The organism is Pseudomonas sp. MCal1 (genome assembly GCF_026341415.1).
Lineage (GTDB): Bacteria > Pseudomonadota > Gammaproteobacteria > Pseudomonadales > Pseudomonadaceae > Aquipseudomonas.
This window is the reverse complement of record NZ_JAKUMP010000015.1, coordinates 69,248-87,281: the sequence shown is the minus strand read 5'-3', so window position 1 is coordinate 87,281 and position 18,034 is coordinate 69,248. Positions and strand designations below refer to the sequence as shown.

Sequence of the window (18,034 nt, the reverse complement as noted above, 5' to 3'; positions counted from 1 at the left end):
CCTAATTACAAAGCAGCCTAACTATTGCGTTGACATTCGCTGCCTAGGCAGTAACATCTCGACATACATTCACTGCCTAGGCAGTTATTAGGTGCGTACATGAAGCATTTCACCCCGGATGAATTCAAGCATTGTCACCTCGGCCTGTTGCTCGGCCGTGCAGCCTTGCTCAAGGACAGGATCATCGACACCCACATGGAACCCCACGGCATCACTGCCGCGCAGTTCAAGGTGTTGATCATCATGGCCCAGTACGGCGTCGACACCCCGGCCGAGCTGTGTCGGCACCTGTCGCTGGACAGCGGTTCGATGACCCGCATGCTCGACCGTCTGGAGCAGAAAGACTTCCTGATCCGCCAGCGCAGCGAAGGCGATCGTCGTCAGGTGCAGTTGAAGCTCACCGGGCAAGGTCAGGCGCTGGCCGATCGTCTGCCGCACATCGGTGCCGACGCCATGAATGAGCTGGCCGGCGCGATTACTCCGGATGAGTTGAAAACCCTGGAATACATCCTCAAGAAAATTTTGCTGGCGGCCGGTGACCCGATCACCATCCAGCGGCTAGGTGAACACAATGAGCGGTAAAACCTTGCGCAGCAGCCTGACACTGGTGCTGTCGGCGATGATCCTCGCCGGTTGCGCCAACTACAGCGGCCTCGATACCCATGGCAAAAACCTTGATGCGAAAGACCTTAAGGTCGGCCAATCCCTCAATGGCGTGACACTGTCGCCGGCCGCGTGGCCGAAAAGCGACTGGTGGACCAGCCTCGGCGATCCTCAGCTCGACGGCCTGATCCGCGAGGCCCTGAAAGACAGCCCGGACATGCAGATCGCCGACGCCCGCGCCCATCAGGCCAGCGCCGCTGCGTACGCCGCCGATGCCGAGCGTTATCCGACCCTCGACGCCAGCGCAGGCATCAGCCGTTCGCGTCTGGCCAAGGATCAGGACCCGCGAGGGCAGGGCGATGCCTACGCCACCACGCGCAACATCAGCGCCGGTTTCAATTACAACTTCGACCTTTGGGGCGGTCAGCGTGACGCCTGGGAAGCCGCACTCGGTCAGGCCCGCGCCGCCGAAGTCGACCGTCAGGCCGCGCAACTGACCCTGGCTGCCGACGTTGCCCGGGCCTACAGCGATCTGGGTCAGGCGCATATCGTTTATGACCTGGCCAATGAAGACCTCAAGCGCACCAAGCAGATGCTCGACCTGAGCCAGCGTCGTTTGAGCTCCGGGATCGACAGCCAGTACCAGTTCCAGCAGACCCAAAGCCTGGAAGCCAGCTCCGAAGCCAGCCTGATCGACGCCGAAAAGCGCCTGAACAGCGCAAAAATCGCTTTGGCGGTACTGCTCGGCAAAGGCCCGGATCGCGGCAGCGAAATCGCCCGGCCGAAAGTCCTGCAAGCCAGCGCCGTCGCGCTGCCATCGGTCCTGCCGGCCGAACTGCTGGGCCGTCGCCCGGATCTGGTAGCCGCGCGCTGGCGTGTCGAGGCGGCGAGCAAGGACATTGACTCGGCCAAGACCCGTTTCTATCCCAACTTGAACCTGTCGGCTTCCGCCGGTGCCGAATCCTTGTTGGGGGACGCGATGTTCGGTTCCGCCAGTCGCTTCTTCAACATTGCCCCGACGATTTCGGTGCCGATCTTCGATGGCGGACGCCTGCGCGCCAACCTCGATGCCCGCGACGCCGACTACGACCTCGCCGTGGCGCAGTACAACAAAAACCTGGTGAAAGCCCTGGGCGATGTCAGCGACACGATCAACCAGTTGCGTGATATCGGCCGGCAGATCGGCGCCCAGCAACACGCGACCGAGATTGCCCAGGACTCTTACAACACCGTCGTCCAGCGTTACGGTTCCGGCATCGGCAACTACCTGGACGTGCTCAGCATCGAGCAGCAATTGCTGCAGGCCCAGCGTCAGCTGGCCAACCTGAATGCCGAGCAGATCGACCTGTCGATTCAACTGATGCAAGCGCTGGGCGGCGGCTTCCAGGGGCAAGCCCTGACCGCAGCCAACGCCACCCCAGCCACGCCGCACAACTAATTCAAGGTATTTGTCATGGCCACTGCCGAAAACACACAAGCTCAAGACAACGCACAGGACACTGGCAATCCGCGCAAACGCAAGGTGATGCTGCTGGTGCTGGCCGTTGTGGTTGCCCTCGCCGGTGCCGGTGTCTGGGCGTATCACGAATTCATCGGGCGCTGGAGCGAAAGCACCGACGACGCCTACGTCAACGGCAACGTGGTGGAAATCACCCCGCTGGTGACCGGCACCGTGGTCAGCATCGGCGCCGACGATGGCGATCTGGTTCAGGAAGGCCAGGTGCTGATCAACTTCGACCCGAACGACGCCGAAGTCGGCCTGCAAAGTGCCAAGGCCAATCTGGCCCGCACCGTGCGTCAGGTGCGCGGTCTGTACAGCAACGTCGACGGCATGAAGGCTCAGGTCAACGCGCAACAGGCCGAAGTGCAGAAAGCCCAGGACAACTTCAACCGGCGGAAAAATCTCGCGGCCGGCGGGGCGATTTCCCAGGAAGAACTGTCCCACGCCCGCGATGACCTGACCTCGGCACAGAACGCTCTGGCCAATGCCAAACAGCAACTGAAAACCACCAGCGCGCTGGTCGATGACACTGTGGTTTCCTCGCACCCTGACGTGATGGCCGCCGCCGCGCAACTGCGTCAGGCCTACCTGACCAACGCTCGCAGCACCTTGATTGCGCCGGTTACCGGTTATGTCGCCAAACGTACCGTGCAACTCGGCCAGCGTGTGCAGCCGGGCACCGCACTGATGGCGGTGATTCCACTGGATCAGCTGTGGATCGACGCCAACTTCAAGGAAACCCAGCTACGTGACATGCGCATTGGCCAACCGGTGGAGATCGAGTCGGACATCTACGGCAGCGACGTGAAGTTCAGCGGCACTGTCGACAGCCTCGGCGCAGGCACCGGCAGCGCGTTCGCTCTGTTGCCGGCGCAGAACGCCACCGGTAACTGGATCAAGATCGTGCAACGGGTGCCGGTACGGATTCACGTCAACGCCGAAGAACTGGCCAAACACCCGCTGCGCGTCGGTCTGTCGACCAATGTCGAGGTCAACCTGCATGACCAGAGCGGTCCGGTACTGGCCCAGCAGCCGCCGCAAAAAGCTTCGTTCAGCACCAACGTCTACGACCGTCAATTGGCCGAAGCCGACGCGATGATCACCCAATTGATCCACGACAACAGCGCGGCGGTCAGCAAGACCGCGCAACGCTGATCCCTTCCCCTGTGGGAACGAGCTTGCTCGCGAGAGCGGTGTGTCATTCAGCATTGATTTATCGGACAGACCGCCATCGCGAGCAAGCTCGCTCCCACAAAGGTTACTGCGTCTGTAACAAGCGCGGCACCCGCCGAGTTCCAAAGGATTCGCGATGAGCAATAACGCCTCTTTTTCGCCGCCCAGCCTGTTGCTCAGCACCATCGGCCTGTCGCTGGCGACCTTTATGCAGGTGCTCGATACCACCATCGCCAACGTGGCGCTGCCGACCATTTCCGGCAACCTCGGCGTGAGTTCGGAGCAGGGCACCTGGGTCATCACCTCGTTCGCCGTGAGCAACGCCATCGCGCTGCCGCTCACTGGCTGGCTGAGCCGTCGCTTCGGCGAGGTGAAGCTGTTTCTGTGGGCGACCATCCTGTTTGTGCTGGCTTCGTTCCTCTGCGGTATTTCCACCTCGATGCCGGAACTGATCGGTTTTCGCGTGTTGCAAGGCCTGGTGGCCGGGCCGTTGTACCCGATGACCCAGACACTGTTGATTGCGGTCTATCCGCCAGCAAGGCGGGGCATGGCCTTGGCGTTGCTGGCGATGGTCACGGTGGTGGCGCCCATCGCCGGGCCGATCCTCGGCGGCTGGATTACCGACAGTTACAGCTGGCCTTGGATCTTCTTCATCAACGTGCCGATCGGGATCTTCGCGGTGATGGTGGTGCGCCAGCAGCTGGCCAAGCGCCCGGTGGTCACCAATCGTCAGCCAATGGATTACGTCGGGCTGATCACGCTGATCATCGGCGTGGGCGCCTTGCAGGTGATCCTCGACAAGGGCAATGACCTGGACTGGTTCGAATCGAACTTCATCATTATCGGCGCGGCGATTTCGGTGATTTCGCTGGCGGTGTTCGTGATCTGGGAAATGACCGACCAGCATCCGGTGGTCAACCTGCGGCTGTTTGCCTATCGCAACTTCCGCATCGGCACGCTGGTGCTGGTGTTGGGGTATGCCGGATTCTTCGGCATCAACCTGATCCTGCCGCAGTGGTTGCAGACCCAGATGGGTTACACCGCGACCTGGGCCGGGCTGGCGGTGGCCCCGATCGGCATTCTGCCGGTGCTGCTGTCACCGTTTGTCGGCAAGTACGCGCACAAGTTCGACCTGCGCCTGCTGGCCGGTCTGGCGTTCCTGGCGATCGGCCTGAGCTGCTTCATGCGTGCCGAATTCACCAACGAGGTGGATTTCCAGCACATCGCCCTGGTGCAGCTGTTCATGGGGATTGGGGTGGCGCTGTTCTTCATGCCGACCTTGAGCATTCTGATGTCGGATCTACCGCCAAGTCAGATTGCCGATGGCGCCGGTCTGGCGACGTTCCTGCGGACATTGGGCGGCAGCTTTGCGGCGTCGTTGACGACATGGATCTGGATTCGCCGGGCGGATCAGCATCATGCCTATATGAGCGAGAGCATCAGCACCTTCGAACCAGCGACTCGCGAGACCTTGCATTCGCTGGGTGGCGCGAGCCAATCGGCGTATGCGCAGATGGATCAGATCCTCACCAGTCAGGCGTACATGCTCTCCACCGTGGATTACTTCACGCTGCTCGGTTGGGGCTTTATGGGGTTGATTCTGATTGTGTGGCTGGCGAAACCGCCGTTTGCTGCCAAGGCAGGCCCGGCCGCCAGCGGTCACTAAGTCAGGCAGATCGTTCCCACGTCGAGGCGTCGAACCGTCTGCGTGGGAATGCAGCCCGGGACGCTCCGCGTCCCATGCCGAAGCGGACGCGGAGCGTCCATTGAGGCATTCCCACGCAGAGCGTGGGAACGATCAACTAAGTCCGGGAACGATCAGGCGGTGGCAGGGGCGGGTAATGCTGGCGGCGGTGCAAAGTCAAAGGGCGCCAACGCAAACCCGTTCTCATCCACCTGCAATGCCCAACCCTGACGATCCCAATCCCCCAGCACAATCCGCTTCGCCGCCTGATCGCCGATCTGCAACTTGTGGATCGCCGGGCGATGGGTGTGCCCGTGAACCAGGGTTTTCACTCCGTATTCCTGCATGATCCGCGGAATTTCCTGCGGCGTGACATCGACGATGTCATTGGCCTTCATCCGTGTCTGCGCGCGGCTTTCGCTGCGCAACTTGCGGGCGAGCTTGTGGCGGGTGCGCAAGGGCAGGTTGCGCAGGATGAACAGGCTGAGCGGGTTGCGCAGATAACGGCGCAGCTTCATATAGGCTTCGTCGCGGGTGCACAGGCTGTCGCCGTGCATCAGCAATACCGGTTCGCCGTAAAACTGCACGACACTCGGGTCCTTCAACAGCGTGCAGCCGGCCTGTTTGCAAAAGGCCTTGCCGAGCATGAAGTCGCGATTGCCGTGCATCAGAAATATGGCCGTGCCGCTGTCGCTGAGTTCGCGCAGGGCCTGGCAGATGGAACGCTGGAAGGGGGTCATGGCGTCGTCGCCAATCCACGCTTCGAAGAAGTCGCCCAGAATGTACAACGCACTCGCCGAGCGGGCGCGTCCGGCGAGCAAATCCAGAAACGCCCGGGTAATGTCCGGGCGCTCCTCTTCCAGATGCAAGTCTGAAATCAGCAATATCACGCTTCGATGATCTCGGCTTTCTCGATGATCACGTCGTCTGCCGGTACGTCCTGGTGGCCTGCCTTGGACGTGGTGGAAACGCCTTCGATCTTGTCGACAACGTCGGTGCCCGCAACCACTTTACCGAACACGGCATAACCCCAGCCCTGAGCGGTCTTGGCGGTGTGGTTCAGGAAGCTGTTGTCGGAGGCGTTGATGAAGAACTGCGCCGAAGCCGAATGCGGGTCCATGGTACGGGCCATGGCGATGGTGTACTTGTCGTTCTTCAGACCGTTGTCGGCTTCGTTCTGGATGCTCGGGCTCTTGTCTTTCTTTTCTTTCATGCCCGGCTCGAAACCGCCGCCCTGGATCATGAAACCTTTGATGACGCGGTGGAACACGACGTTCTCGTAGTGACCCTTTTTAACGTACTCGATGAAGTTGGCGGTGGTGACCGGCGCCTTTTCAGCGTCCAGTTGCAGGACGATGTCACCGAAGTTGGTGGTCAATTTAACTTGAGTCATGATCGCTACTCTTTATAAGGAATTCGTGGGTATTGGGACATTTCGGCCCCGTACCGGTTCAGCCCCTGAGGGCCAAGGTGCGCAGTTTAGCGTGACAGGCGCGAATTTCGAGGCTGTTTTTCAAAACCCGGCGATTAAATGCATTCCTTTTAAGCCCCGCTCTGTCAGGGGCTTGACAGCATCGGCTATGATAACGGCTTTGTTTTGTCAGGCCTGTGTCCCGGCCGCGCACTGTACGTTCAAGGATCCTATGAGCAAGCCCACTGTCGACCCTACCTCGAATTCCAAGACCGGTCCCGTTACGCCGGTCAATTTCCTGCGCCCGATCATCCAGGCGGACCTGGACTCGGGTAAGCACACGCAGATCGTCACCCGTTTCCCGCCTGAGCCCAACGGTTACCTGCACATCGGTCACGCCAAGTCGATCTGTGTGAACTTCGGCCTGGCCCAGGAGTTCGGCGGCGTCACTCACCTGCGTTTCGACGACACCAACCCGGCCAAGGAAGACCAGGAATACATCGACGCGATCGAAAGCGACGTCAAATGGCTGGGCTTCGAATGGTCCGGCGAAGTGCGCTATGCCTCGCAATATTTCGACCAGCTGCACGACTGGGCCGTCGAGCTGATCAAGGCCGGCAAGGCCTACGTCGACGACCTGACGCCTGAGCAGGCCAGGGAATACCGCGGCAGCCTGACCGAGCCTGGCAAGAACAGCCCGTTCCGCGACCGTTCGGTGGAAGAGAACCTGGACTGGTTCGCCCGCATGCGCGCCGGCGAGTTCCCGGACGGTGCCCGCGTGCTGCGCGCCAAGATCGACATGGCCTCGCCGAACATGAACCTGCGCGACCCGATCATGTACCGCATCCGCCACGCCCATCACCACCAGACCGGTGACAAGTGGTGCATCTACCCGAACTACGACTTCACCCACGGTCAGTCGGACGCCATCGAAGGCATCACTCACTCGATCTGCACCCTGGAGTTCGAAAGCCATCGTCCGCTGTACGAGTGGTTCCTCGACGCACTGCCAGTGCCGGCGCACCCGCGTCAGTATGAGTTCAGCCGTCTGAACCTCAACTACACCATCACCAGCAAGCGCAAGCTCAAGCAACTGGTTGACGAGAAGCACGTCAACGGCTGGGACGATCCGCGCATGTCGACGCTGTCGGGCTTCCGCCGCCGTGGCTACACCCCGGCGTCGATCCGCAACTTCTGCGAGATGATCGGCACCAACCGTTCCGACGGCGTGGTCGACTTCGGCATGCTCGAGTTCAGCATCCGTCAGGACCTGGACGCGAACGCCCCGCGCGCCATGTGCGTGCTGCGTCCGTTGAAAGTCGTGATCACCAACTATCCGCAAGACCAGGTCGAGAACCTCGAACTGCCGCGTCATCCGCAGAAAGAAGAACTCGGCGTGCGCCAGCTGCCGTTCGCCCGTGAAATCTACATCGACCGCGATGACTTCATGGAAGAGCCGCCAAAAGGCTACAAGCGCCTGGAGCCGAACGGTGAAGTGCGTCTGCGCGGCAGCTACGTGATCCGTGCCGACGAAGCGATCAAGGACGCCGACGGCAACATCGTCGAACTGCGTTGCTCGTACGATCCGGACACCCTGGGCAAGAACCCTGAAGGCCGCAAGGTCAAGGGCGTGATCCACTGGGTGCCGGCCGCTGCCAGCATCGAGTGCGAAGTGCGTCTGTACGATCGCCTGTTCCGTTCTCCGAACCCGGAGAAGGCCGAAGACAGCGCGAGTTTCCTGGACAACATCAACCCTGACTCACTGCAAGTGCTGACCGGTTGTCGTGCTGAGCCTTCGCTGGGCAATGCACAGCCGGAAGACCGTTTCCAGTTCGAGCGTGAAGGCTACTTCGTCGCGGATATCAAGGACTCGAAACCCGGTCAGCCGGTATTCAACCGTACCGTGACCCTGCGTGATTCGTGGGGCCAGTGATCAAGTCTTAAGGAAACACCGTGCTTACGATCTACAACACGCTCACCAAGAGCAAAGAAGTCTTCAAGCCGCTGGATGGCAACAAGGTGCGCATGTACGTCTGCGGGATGACCGTGTACGACTACTGCCACCTGGGCCACGGCCGCAGCATGGTCGCGTTCGACCTGGTGACCCGCTGGTTGCGGTTCAGCGGTTATGACCTGACCTACGTGCGCAACATCACCGACATCGACGACAAGATCATCAACCGGGCCAACGAGAACGGCGAGTCGTTCGAAGCGTTGACCGAACGCATGATCGCGGCGATGCACGAAGACGAAGCGCGCCTGAACATCCAGAAGCCGGACATGGAACCGCGCGCCACGGATCACATCCCTGGCATGCACGCGATGATCCAGACCCTGATCGACAAGGGCTTCGCCTACGCCCCGGGCAATGGCGACGTGTACTACCGCGTCGGCAAGTTCATGGGCTACGGCAAGCTTTCGCGCAAGAAGATCGAAGACCTGCGCATCGGTGCGCGGATTGAAGTCGACGAAGCCAAGGAAGATCCTCTGGACTTCGTGCTGTGGAAAGGCGTCAAGCCGGGCGAGCCGAGCTGGGAGTCGCCGTGGGGCGCCGGGCGTCCGGGCTGGCACATCGAGTGCTCGGTGATGTCCACCTGCTGCCTCGGTGAGACTTTCGACATTCATGGCGGCGGCAGCGACCTCGAGTTTCCGCACCACGAAAACGAAATCGCCCAGAGCGAAGCGGCCACCGGCAAGACCTACGCCAACGCGTGGATGCATTGCGGCATGATCCGTATCAATGGCGAGAAGATGTCCAAGTCGTTGAACAACTTCTTCACCATTCGCGACGTGCTCGACAAGTACCACCCGGAAGTCGTGCGTTATCTGCTGGTGTCGAGCCACTACCGCAGCGCGATCAACTACTCGGAAGACAACCTCAAGGACGCCAAGGGCGCACTGGAGCGTTTCTACCACGCGTTGAAAGGCCTGCCGAACGTGGCGCCGGCTGGCGGCGAAGCGTTCGTCGAGCGTTTCACCACGGTGATGAACGACGACTTCGGCACCCCGGAAGCCTGCGCGGTGCTGTTCGAGATGGTCCGTGAGATCAACCGTCTGCGCGAGAGCGATCTCGATGCCGCGGCCGGTCTGGCGGCGCGCCTGAAAGAACTGGCCAGCGTGCTCGGTGTGTTGCAGCTCGAGGCCGATGACTTCCTGCAGGCCGGCGCCGAAGGGCGTGTCGATGCAGCTGAAGTCGAGGCGCTGATCGCTGCGCGTCTGGCGGCACGTGCCGGCAAGGACTGGGCTGAATCCGACCGCATCCGTGACCAGCTCACCGCCATGGGCGTGGTGCTGGAAGACGGCAAGGGCGGCACGACCTGGCGTCTGGCTGACTGATTGCTGCGCCTGTTACAAACAAAACCCGCCTTGTGCGGGTTTTTGTTTTTCTGACGGCGTGATCGTTCCCACGCAGAGCATGGGATCGATCCCGTGGGGCGCTCAGTTTTCAAGCTGCCGCAATCGCTTGTACAGCGTATTGCGGCTCACCCCCAACCGTCGCGCCAGATGGGAAATATTGCCCCCGGCCAACTGCAACTCCCGGTTCAACGCCTCGGCATCGTTCAGATCAATGCCCAACGGCTCGGCCACCTCTACCGGCTCCATCTCCAGATCGACGAAAAAATCGTCCGGCAGATGCTCGGGTCGAATCGGTTGTTCCTCGGCCATCGCCAGCGCCACCTGCATCACGCTGCTGACCTGACGCAGATTGCCCGGCCACGGGTGCCGTTCGAACAGTTCCAGCACTTCACGACTCAATCCCGCCCACTGCGTCGGCTCGCGATGCTGTTCCCACAGCCGTTTGAACAGCGCCTGCTTGTCGCTGCGCTCGCGTAGCGGTGGCAACTCCAGAGTCAAACCGCCAATGCGGTAGTACAAGTCTTCGCGAAAGCGCCCCAGTTGCACCTGTTCCCTGAGCGAACGGTTGGTGGCGGAGATGATCCGCAGATCCACAGGAAACAGCTCGCTGCTGCCCACCGGTTGCACGCAGCGCTCCTGCAACACCCGCAACAGCCTTGCCTGGGTTGGCAGGGGCATATCGCCAATTTCATCGAGAAACAGCGTGCCTTTGTCGGCCTTGCGGATCAGCCCGATGCTGCCTTTCTGGTTGGCGCCGGTGAACGCGCCTTTCTCGTAGCCGAACAGCTCTGACTCCACCAGTTCGGCGGGGATCGCCGCGCAGTTGACGGCGATGAACGCCTGTTTGCAGCGTGAGCTGGCCTGATGCAGGGCTTTGACGAAAACTTCCTTGCCAACCCCGGTTTCGCCGTGAATCAGCAGCGGGATGTCCTTTTCCAGCAGGCGTTCAGCCTGGCGCACGGCTTTTTCCACGCGGCTGTCGCCGAAATGCAAAGTGCTCAGGCTGATCGCCGTCGGTACGGCGACTTTCGGTTCGGCGGTTCTGGTTTCAGCGGTTCTGGTTTCATTGAAGACCCGCGCCTGAATCGGCACCTGTTTAGGCCGTTTCAACAAACACTGGAAACGATTGCGCCCCGAGGTCTGCAAGGCAAACGGCAATCCGTCCGGCTGATTGATCAACTCCAGCAACGACACCTTGAACAGGCTTTCAACGCTGACCCGGGATAACCGCACACCCAACAGATTGTCGGCCCGACGGTTGGCCGACAGCACCTGACCGCTCTCATCAAAGATCAGCAGCCCGGCCCACTGGCTGTCGAGGTTGTTCAACCCGGTGTTGAATGTCAGTTGAAAGTGCTGGCCGTGGAACAGGTTGAGGATCAGTCGGTTCTCCACCGTCTGGCTCATCATCTTGACCATGCCGAGGGTGTGCGAGGGCGGCAGGTAGCTGTCGCTGGACACGTCGAGCACGGCGATGACCTTGCGCTCGGCATCGAAAATCGGTGCAGCGGAACCGGTCATGAAACGGTTGGCCTTGAGAAAGTGTTCATCGTGTTCGATGTGCACCGCCTGCTCACAGGCCAGCGCCGTGCCGATGGCGTTGGTGCCGCTGGCGCGCTCGACCCAACTGGCGCCGGCCTGGAAACCCCGCGCCAGATTCGGCTCGATAAAGCGCTGGGTGCCCCAGGACGTCAAAACCTGGCCCTGATTGTCGGCCAGCATGATCAGGCAGTTGGAGTTGCTCAGGATGTTCTCGTAATACGGCAGCACTTCCTGGTGAGTGGTCTGCACCAGCGAATGATGGCGGTCGAGCAACTGCGCGATGCCGGCGGCGGGCAGCTGATCGAAAGCCGGGGCGCTTTGATGATTGAGACCGAAGGCGCGGCAACGGGACCAGGAGTCCTGGACGATGGCGTCATGGGAAAGCGGCGGGGCAGGTGCGGCCATGGCAGTCAGCCTCTGAATACAGCATTTTTATTATTGTTATTGAGATCTCTGTGGGAGCGAGCTTGCTCGCGATAGCGATGTGTCAGTTACATCAACGGTGAATGACATACCGCCATCGCGAGCAAGCTCGCTCTCACAGGATCCGTGCCAAAAAGCATCCATAGAGTGTTGTTCACTATTGTTCATTGTCAATCGCGCGACTGTTCAATTGTTCAGTCACAACTGTTCATTTGTGTTCAGCTACGAACCATGGTTTGCGTGGCTTTCAGTGAATTCGACGGTAAATCAACAGCTTGCCGTTTCTGGCACGAATGTCGCTCTACAGGACAGGTCGCTTGACTCCAATAATAAAAAGGCCGAGCAATGTCACTCACCCTGGAGCACGTCAGCCGTACCGTCGAGGGCCAGACCTGGATCGACGATGCGAGCCTGAAATTCGAACCTGGATCCTTTAACGTTTTGCTCGGACGTACGCTGTCCGGCAAAACCAGTCTGATGCGCCTGATGGCCGGTCTGGACAAGCCCGACAGCGGCCGCATCCTGATGAACGGCGTCGACGTTACTCAGCGCCCGGTGCGTTTGCGCAACGTGTCGATGGTCTATCAGCAATTCATCAATTACCCGACCATGACGGTGTTCGAGAACATTGCCTCGCCGTTGCGCCAGGCCGGGATCTCCAACGAGCTGATCCAGAGCAAGGTGCAGGAAACCGCGAAGATGCTGCGCATCGAGAAGTTTCTGAAGCGCTATCCGCTGGAACTGTCCGGCGGCCAGCAGCAGCGCACCGCCATGGCGCGAGCGCTGGTCAAGGATGCCGAGCTGATCCTGTTCGATGAGCCGCTGGTCAACCTCGACTACAAATTGCGCGAAGAGCTGCGCCAGGAGATGCGCGAGCTGTTCAAGGCGCGCCATACCATCGCCATCTACGCCACCACCGAACCCAACGAAGCGCTGGCGCTGGGCGGCACCACTACCATTCTTCACGAAGGTCGGGTGATCCAGAGCGGCCCTTCGACCGAGGTCTATCACCAGCCGAAAACCGTGCTGGCGGCCGAATTGTTCTCCGAGCCACCGATCAACCTGATGCCGGGACGTATCGCCGGCAACGAAGTGAGCTTCGCCAACTTCGTACACTTTCCGTTGAACGTCGATCTGCGGCCGGTGGGCGAGGGCGAGTACCGTTTTGGCGTGCGCCCGAGCCACATCTCGCTGGTACCGAGCAACGATGACGACCTGGAACTGGCGGTGACCGTCGAGGTGGCGGAGATCAGCGGTTCGGAAACCTTCCTGCACGTGCGCAACGAGCATTTCCTGCTGGTGCTGCATCTGCCGGGTGTTCACGAATACGACGTCGATGCGCCGATCCGCATCTATATCCCGACCCATAAACTGTTTGTGTTCGATGCGCAGGGCCGGCTGGTGCAGGCACCGGGCCGGCGTGTCGCGAGGGTTGCCTGATGGCCGAAATCCGTTTGCAGCACCTCGCCCACAGCTACAGCAAAACCCCGAGCGGGCCCGAGGATTACGCGATCCGCGAGATGGACCACATCTGGGAGCAGGGCGGCGCGTATGCCTTGCTCGGCCCTTCGGGCTGCGGCAAATCGACCTTGCTCAACATCATTTCCGGTTTGCTCAGCCCGTCCCAGGGGCATGTGTTGTTCGACGGCAAAGCGGTCAACGACCTGACCCCGGAGAAGCGCAACATCGCTCAGGTTTTTCAGTTTCCGGTGGTGTACGACACCATGACCGTGTTCGACAACCTGGCCTTTCCCTTGAGAAATCAGGGCCTGGCCGAGGCGAAAGTACACAGCAAGGTGCAGGAAATCGCCGAAGTCCTCGATCTGCAAAACCTGTTGAGCAAAAAGGCGCGCAACCTCACCGCCGACGAAAAACAGAAAGTCTCCATGGGCCGTGGCCTGGTGCGCGACGACGTGTCGGCGATCCTCTTCGACGAGCCGCTGACGGTGATCGACCCGCACCTGAAATGGAAACTGCGGCGCAAGCTCAAGCAGATCCACGAGCAGTTCAACATCACCATGGTCTACGTCACCCACGATCAGCTGGAGGCGTCGACCTTCGCCGACAAGATTGCGGTGATGTACGGCGGGCAGATCGTCCAGTTCGGTACGCCACGGGAATTGTTCGAGCGGCCGAGCCACACCTTTGTCGGCTACTTCATCGGCAGCCCGGGGATGAATCTGATTGAGGTACAGCCGCAACCGGGCGGTGTCGGTTTCAACTCGACCCATCTGCCGTTGTCCGACGCCTTGCAGCGCCATATCGAACACTGCCAGTGGAAAAATCTGAAGGTCGGCATCCGCCCCGAGTTCATCCATGTGTGGGACGAGCCGTTTGATGACGCGATGCAGGCACGGGTCGTACACGTCGAAGACCTCGGCACCTACAAGATCATGACCCTGGACCTGGACGGCGCCCCGCTGAAGGTGCGTCTGGCCGAAGACAAACCGGTGCCGCAGGGCACGGCTTACATCAGTTTTCCGGCGCAGTGGCTGATGGTCTATGCCGACGAGTTTCTGCTGGATGCCACCGACAGCGAGGTACAGCCATGAACAAGGTGCAAAACAACAAGGCCTGGTGGCTGGTGTTGCCGGTGTTCCTGCTGGTGGCCTTCAGTGCCGTCATTCCGATGATGACCGTGGTCAACTATTCGGTGCAGGACATCTTCGACCAGTCCAGCCGCTACTTCGTGGGCGCCGACTGGTACAAGCAGGTGCTGCTCGATCCGCGTCTGCACGACTCGTTGTTGCGTCAGTTCATCTACTCGGCGTGCGTGCTGCTGATCGAAATCCCGCTCGGCATCGCCATCGCGCTGACCATGCCGACCAAGGGGCGCTGGTCGTCAGTGGTGCTGATCGTGCTGGCGATTCCGCTGCTGATTCCGTGGAACGTGGTCGGCACCATCTGGCAGATTTTCGGCCGCGCCGACATCGGCCTGCTCGGGTCGAGCCTCAACGCCATGGGCATCAGCTATAACTATGCCGCCAACACCATGGACGCCTGGGTCACCGTGCTGGTGATGGACGTGTGGCACTGGACTTCGCTGGTGGCGCTGTTGTGTTTCTCCGGGCTGCGGGCGATTCCCGATGTGTACTACCAGGCTGCGCGTATCGACCGGGCCTCGGCCTGGGCCGTATTCCGGCACATTCAGTTGCCCAAGTTGAAGAGTGTGCTGCTGATCGCGGTGATGCTGCGCTTCATGGACAGCTTCATGATCTACACCGAGCCGTTCGTGCTCACCGGCGGCGGGCCGGGTAACTCGACGACCTTCCTGAGTCAGACCCTGACCCAGATGGCCGTAGGCCAATTCGACCTGGGGCCGGCGGCGGCATTCTCGCTGGTGTACTTCCTGATCATCCTGCTGGTGTCCTGGCTGTTCTACACCGCCATGACCCACAACGATGCCAACCGCTGAGGCCCGGCCATGAGCAAAAGAAAGCTGATTCCCCTGCTGCTCTACATCCTGTTCCTGCTGGTGCCGATCTACTGGCTGCTGAACATGTCGTTCAAGAGCAACACCGAAATCCTCGGCGGACTGACCCTTTTCCCACAGGATTTCACGCTGGCGAACTACAAGGTGATCTTCACCGACCCGAGCTGGTACACCGGGTATATCAACTCGCTGTACTACGTCAGTCTGAACACGATCATTTCTCTGACCGTGGCACTGCCGGCGGCCTATGCGTTTTCGCGTTATCGCTTTCTCGGCGACAAGCACCTGTTCTTCTGGCTGCTGACCAACCGCATGGCGCCACCGGCGGTGTTCCTGCTGCCGTTCTTCCAGCTGTATTCGTCGATCGGCCTGTTCGACACCCACATAGCCGTGGCGCTGGCGCACTGCCTGTTCAACGTGCCGCTGGCGGTGTGGATCCTCGAAGGCTTCATGTCCGGGGTGCCGAAGGAAATAGACGAAACCGCCTACATCGACGGCTACAGCTTTCCCAAGTTCTTCGTGAAGATCTTCATCCCGCTGATCGGCTCCGGCATCGGTGTGACGGCGTTTTTCTGCTTCATGTTTTCCTGGGTCGAACTGTTGCTGGCGCGCACGCTGACCTCGGTCAACGCCAAACCGATCGCAGCGGTGATGACGCGCACGGTGTCGGCGTCCGGCATTGACTGGGGTGTACTGGCGGCGGCGGGGGTGTTGACTATTCTCCCCGGCATGCTGGTGATCTGGTTCGTTCGCAACCACGTGGCCAAGGGCTTTGCCCTGGGCCGGGTCTGAGGAACTGATGATGGAATGGATGAGCTGGACCGTCCCGACGGCGGCGTTTTTCATCGTGATTGGTTTGATCCTGGTGGGCATGACCACCTGGGAACTGCGCTCGCCGAGCATCTTGCGGCGAGGGTTTCTGCCGATTGCCACCACCCGTGGCGATCGCTTGTTCATTGGTCTTCTCGGCAGCGCCTACCTGCATTTGCTGGTAATTGGCGTGACCGACTGGAGCATCTGGGTAGCGTCCGCGTTGTCCCTGGTGTGGCTGTTGGCTGTGATGCGTTGGGGCTAGTCGAATCGCTCGGCAATTTTGCTCCGAAAACCTAACAGGAGGTCTCTATGTTCGATAAGAAAAATAAGCTGCGACATAGCATTTCATTGGCAGCCATGCTGGCACTCAGCGGTTTGAGCGCGTCCGCCTGGGCCGACGCCTACGAAGATGCCGCAAAAAAATGGATCGGCAGCGAGTTCAAGCCGTCGACCCTGACAGCCGAGCAGCAGCTCGAAGAACTGAAGTGGTTCATCAAGGCGGCCGAGCCGTTTCGCGGGATGGACATCAAGGTCGTCTCGGAAACCCTGACCACCCACGAATATGAATCCAAGGTACTGGCCAAGGCCTTCAGCGAAATCACCGGCATCAAGCTGACCCACGACCTGTTGCAGGAAGGCGACGTCGTGGAAAAAATGCAGACCGTCATGCAGTCGGACAAGAACATCTACGACGGCTGGGTCAACGACTCGGATCTGATCGGTACGCACTTTCGCTACGGCAAGACCGAGTCGATCACCGACCTGATGGCCAACGAAGGCAAGAACTTCACCTCGCCGACCCTCGACATCAAGGACTTCATCGGCATCTCCTTTACCACCGCGCCGGACGGCAAGATCTACCAATTGCCCGACCAGCAGTTCGCCAACCTGTACTGGTTCCGCGCCGACTGGTTCGAACGCCCCGACCTGAAAGCCAAGTTCAAGGAAAAGTACGGCTATGAACTGGGCGTGCCGGTGAACTGGTCGGCCTATGAAGACATCGCCAAGTTCTTCAGCGAAGACGTCAAGGAAATCGACGGCAAGCGCATTTACGGACACATGGACTACGGCAAGAAAGATCCGTCCCTGGGCTGGCGCTTCACCGATGCCTGGTTCTCCATGGCCGGTGGCGGCGACAAGGGCATTCCCAACGGCTTGCCAGTGGACGAGTGGGGGATTCGTGTCGAGGATTGCCATCCGGTCGGTTCCAGCGTGACCCGTGGCGGCGACACCAACGGCCCGGCCGCGGTGTTCGCCACCACCAAATACGTCGACTGGCTGAAGAAGTACGCGCCACCGGAAGCGGCGGGCATGACCTTCTCCGAGTCCGGCCCGGTGCCGTCCCAGGGCAACATCGCCCAGCAGATCTTCTGGTACACCGCGTTCACCGCCGACATGACCAAACCGGGCCTGCCGGTGGTCAACGCCGACGGCACGCCGAAATGGCGCATGGCGCCGTCGCCACGCGGGCCTTACTGGGAAGAGGGGATGAAACTCGGTTATCAGGACGTGGGTTCCTGGACCTTCATGAAATCCACGCCTGAGAAGCAGAAACTCGCAGCCTGGCTGTACGCGCAGTTCGTGACCTCGAAAACCGTGTCGCTGAAGAAAACCATCGTCGGCCTGACGCCGATCCGCGAGTCGGACATCAACTCGCAAGCGATGACCGATCTGGCGCCGAAACTCGGTGGTCTGGTCGAGTTCTACCGCAGCCCGGCCCGGGTGCAATGGACGCCGACCGGCACCAACGTGCCGGACTATCCACGCCTGGCGCAACTGTGGTGGAGCCACATCGCCGAAGCCGCCAGCGGCGAGAAGACCCCGCAACAGGCCCTCGATGGTCTGGCCAAGGATCAGGACGCGATCATGACTCGCCTGGAACGCTCCAAGGCCCAGGCGGTGTGCGCACCGAAAATGAACCCCGAGCGCGACGCGCAATACTGGTTCGACCAGCCGGGCGCACCAAAACCGAAACTGGCCAACGAGAAACCAAAAGGCGAAACCGTGAGCTACAACGAACTGCTCAAGTCGTGGGAGGCGGCACGCAAGTAAGCGCTTTTGCAGGACGGAACGGCACCTTCGGGTGCCGTTTTT

The 18,034-nt window shown here is 60.4% G+C and carries 15 protein-coding genes; 12 read left to right on the top strand and 3 right to left on the bottom strand.

The genetic code is table 11. From position 1 onward, the window contains the following. Window positions 1–99: 99 nt before the first annotated feature. The 4 genes from MKZ87_RS23405 (at window position 100) to MKZ87_RS23390 (ending at window position 4,943) form a co-directional block, all read left to right on the top strand. The gene (locus tag MKZ87_RS23405) at window positions 100–582 is read left to right on the top strand and encodes a MarR family winged helix-turn-helix transcriptional regulator (protein ID WP_085699069.1); all 483 of its coding nucleotides are present in this window, start codon (window positions 100–102) and stop codon (window positions 580–582) included. Next, window positions 572–2,041: an efflux transporter outer membrane subunit gene (locus tag MKZ87_RS23400; protein ID WP_266202039.1), complete on the top strand. Its 1,470-nt coding sequence runs from the start codon at window positions 572–574 to the stop codon at window positions 2,039–2,041. The genes MKZ87_RS23405 and MKZ87_RS23400 overlap by 11 nt, the downstream gene beginning before the upstream one ends. A 15-nt stretch (window positions 2,042–2,056) precedes the next feature. Then, a complete protein-coding gene (locus tag MKZ87_RS23395) occupies window positions 2,057–3,259 on the top strand; it encodes an efflux RND transporter periplasmic adaptor subunit (RefSeq protein WP_085699073.1) in 1,203 nt (400 codons plus the stop codon). 154 nt (window positions 3,260–3,413) lie between these two features. Next, complete coding sequence (locus MKZ87_RS23390) at window positions 3,414–4,943, top strand: DHA2 family efflux MFS transporter permease subunit (protein ID WP_266202038.1); 1,530 nt, start codon at window positions 3,414–3,416, stop codon at window positions 4,941–4,943. Window positions 4,944–5,095: 152 nt separating this feature from the next. Here MKZ87_RS23390 and lpxH read toward each other — a convergent pair whose 3' ends face one another. Both lpxH and MKZ87_RS23380 read right to left on the bottom strand, forming a co-directional pair. Then, the gene (lpxH, locus tag MKZ87_RS23385) at window positions 5,096–5,851 is read right to left on the bottom strand and encodes a UDP-2,3-diacylglucosamine diphosphatase (RefSeq protein ID WP_085699077.1); all 756 of its coding nucleotides are present in this window, start codon (window positions 5,849–5,851) and stop codon (window positions 5,096–5,098) included. Beyond that, window positions 5,848–6,354 (bottom strand): peptidylprolyl isomerase, encoded by a 507-nt coding sequence (locus tag MKZ87_RS23380; protein ID WP_085690022.1) that lies wholly within the window; start codon window positions 6,352–6,354, stop codon window positions 5,848–5,850. The genes lpxH and MKZ87_RS23380 overlap by 4 nt, the downstream gene beginning before the upstream one ends. 250 nt (window positions 6,355–6,604) lie before the next feature. Between MKZ87_RS23380 and MKZ87_RS23375 the strand changes: the two genes are divergently transcribed. Together MKZ87_RS23375 and cysS are read left to right on the top strand one after the other, a co-directional pair. Continuing rightward, window positions 6,605–8,305, top strand: a complete 1,701-nt coding sequence (locus MKZ87_RS23375) for a glutamine--tRNA ligase/YqeY domain fusion protein (protein WP_266202037.1) — start codon at window positions 6,605–6,607, stop codon at window positions 8,303–8,305. A gap of 20 nt (window positions 8,306–8,325) precedes the next feature. Continuing rightward, on the top strand, window positions 8,326–9,708 hold the full coding sequence (gene cysS, locus MKZ87_RS23370) for a cysteine--tRNA ligase (RefSeq protein WP_085699081.1): 1,383 nt from the start codon (window positions 8,326–8,328) through the stop codon (window positions 9,706–9,708). A 102-nt stretch (window positions 9,709–9,810) separates the two neighbouring features. On the opposite strand, the gene MKZ87_RS23365 is transcribed toward cysS, so the two are convergent. Then, window positions 9,811–11,676, bottom strand: a complete 1,866-nt coding sequence (locus MKZ87_RS23365) for a sigma-54-dependent Fis family transcriptional regulator (RefSeq protein WP_085703249.1) — start codon at window positions 11,674–11,676, stop codon at window positions 9,811–9,813. 363 nt (window positions 11,677–12,039) lie between these two features. Here MKZ87_RS23365 and MKZ87_RS23360 point away from each other — a divergent pair, with 363 nt between their 5' ends. From MKZ87_RS23360 to MKZ87_RS23335, 6 genes are read left to right on the top strand one after another with little or no spacing between them, the layout of a single operon-like run. Next, the gene (locus MKZ87_RS23360; protein ID WP_085703248.1) at window positions 12,040–13,134 is read left to right on the top strand and encodes an ABC transporter ATP-binding protein; all 1,095 of its coding nucleotides are present in this window, start codon (window positions 12,040–12,042) and stop codon (window positions 13,132–13,134) included. Continuing rightward, window positions 13,134–14,246: an ABC transporter ATP-binding protein gene (locus MKZ87_RS23355; RefSeq protein ID WP_085703247.1), complete on the top strand. Its 1,113-nt coding sequence runs from the start codon at window positions 13,134–13,136 to the stop codon at window positions 14,244–14,246. Before MKZ87_RS23360 ends, MKZ87_RS23355 begins: the two co-directional genes overlap by 1 nt. After that, complete coding sequence (locus tag MKZ87_RS23350; RefSeq protein WP_007951487.1) at window positions 14,243–15,109, top strand: carbohydrate ABC transporter permease; 867 nt, start codon at window positions 14,243–14,245, stop codon at window positions 15,107–15,109. Before MKZ87_RS23355 ends, MKZ87_RS23350 begins: the two co-directional genes overlap by 4 nt. A 9-nt stretch (window positions 15,110–15,118) precedes the next feature. Further along, a complete protein-coding gene (locus MKZ87_RS23345; RefSeq protein ID WP_007951486.1) occupies window positions 15,119–15,919 on the top strand; it encodes a carbohydrate ABC transporter permease in 801 nt (266 codons plus the stop codon). A gap of 10 nt (window positions 15,920–15,929) precedes the next feature. After that, window positions 15,930–16,202 carry a DUF2160 domain-containing protein gene (locus MKZ87_RS23340; protein ID WP_039767461.1) on the top strand — a complete coding sequence of 91 codons (273 nt, stop codon included), beginning with the start codon at window positions 15,930–15,932 and terminating at the stop codon, window positions 16,200–16,202. 47 nt (window positions 16,203–16,249) lie between these two features. Continuing rightward, complete coding sequence (locus tag MKZ87_RS23335; RefSeq protein ID WP_085703246.1) at window positions 16,250–17,992, top strand: ABC transporter substrate-binding protein; 1,743 nt, start codon at window positions 16,250–16,252, stop codon at window positions 17,990–17,992. Window positions 17,993–18,034: the final 42 nt, after the last annotated feature.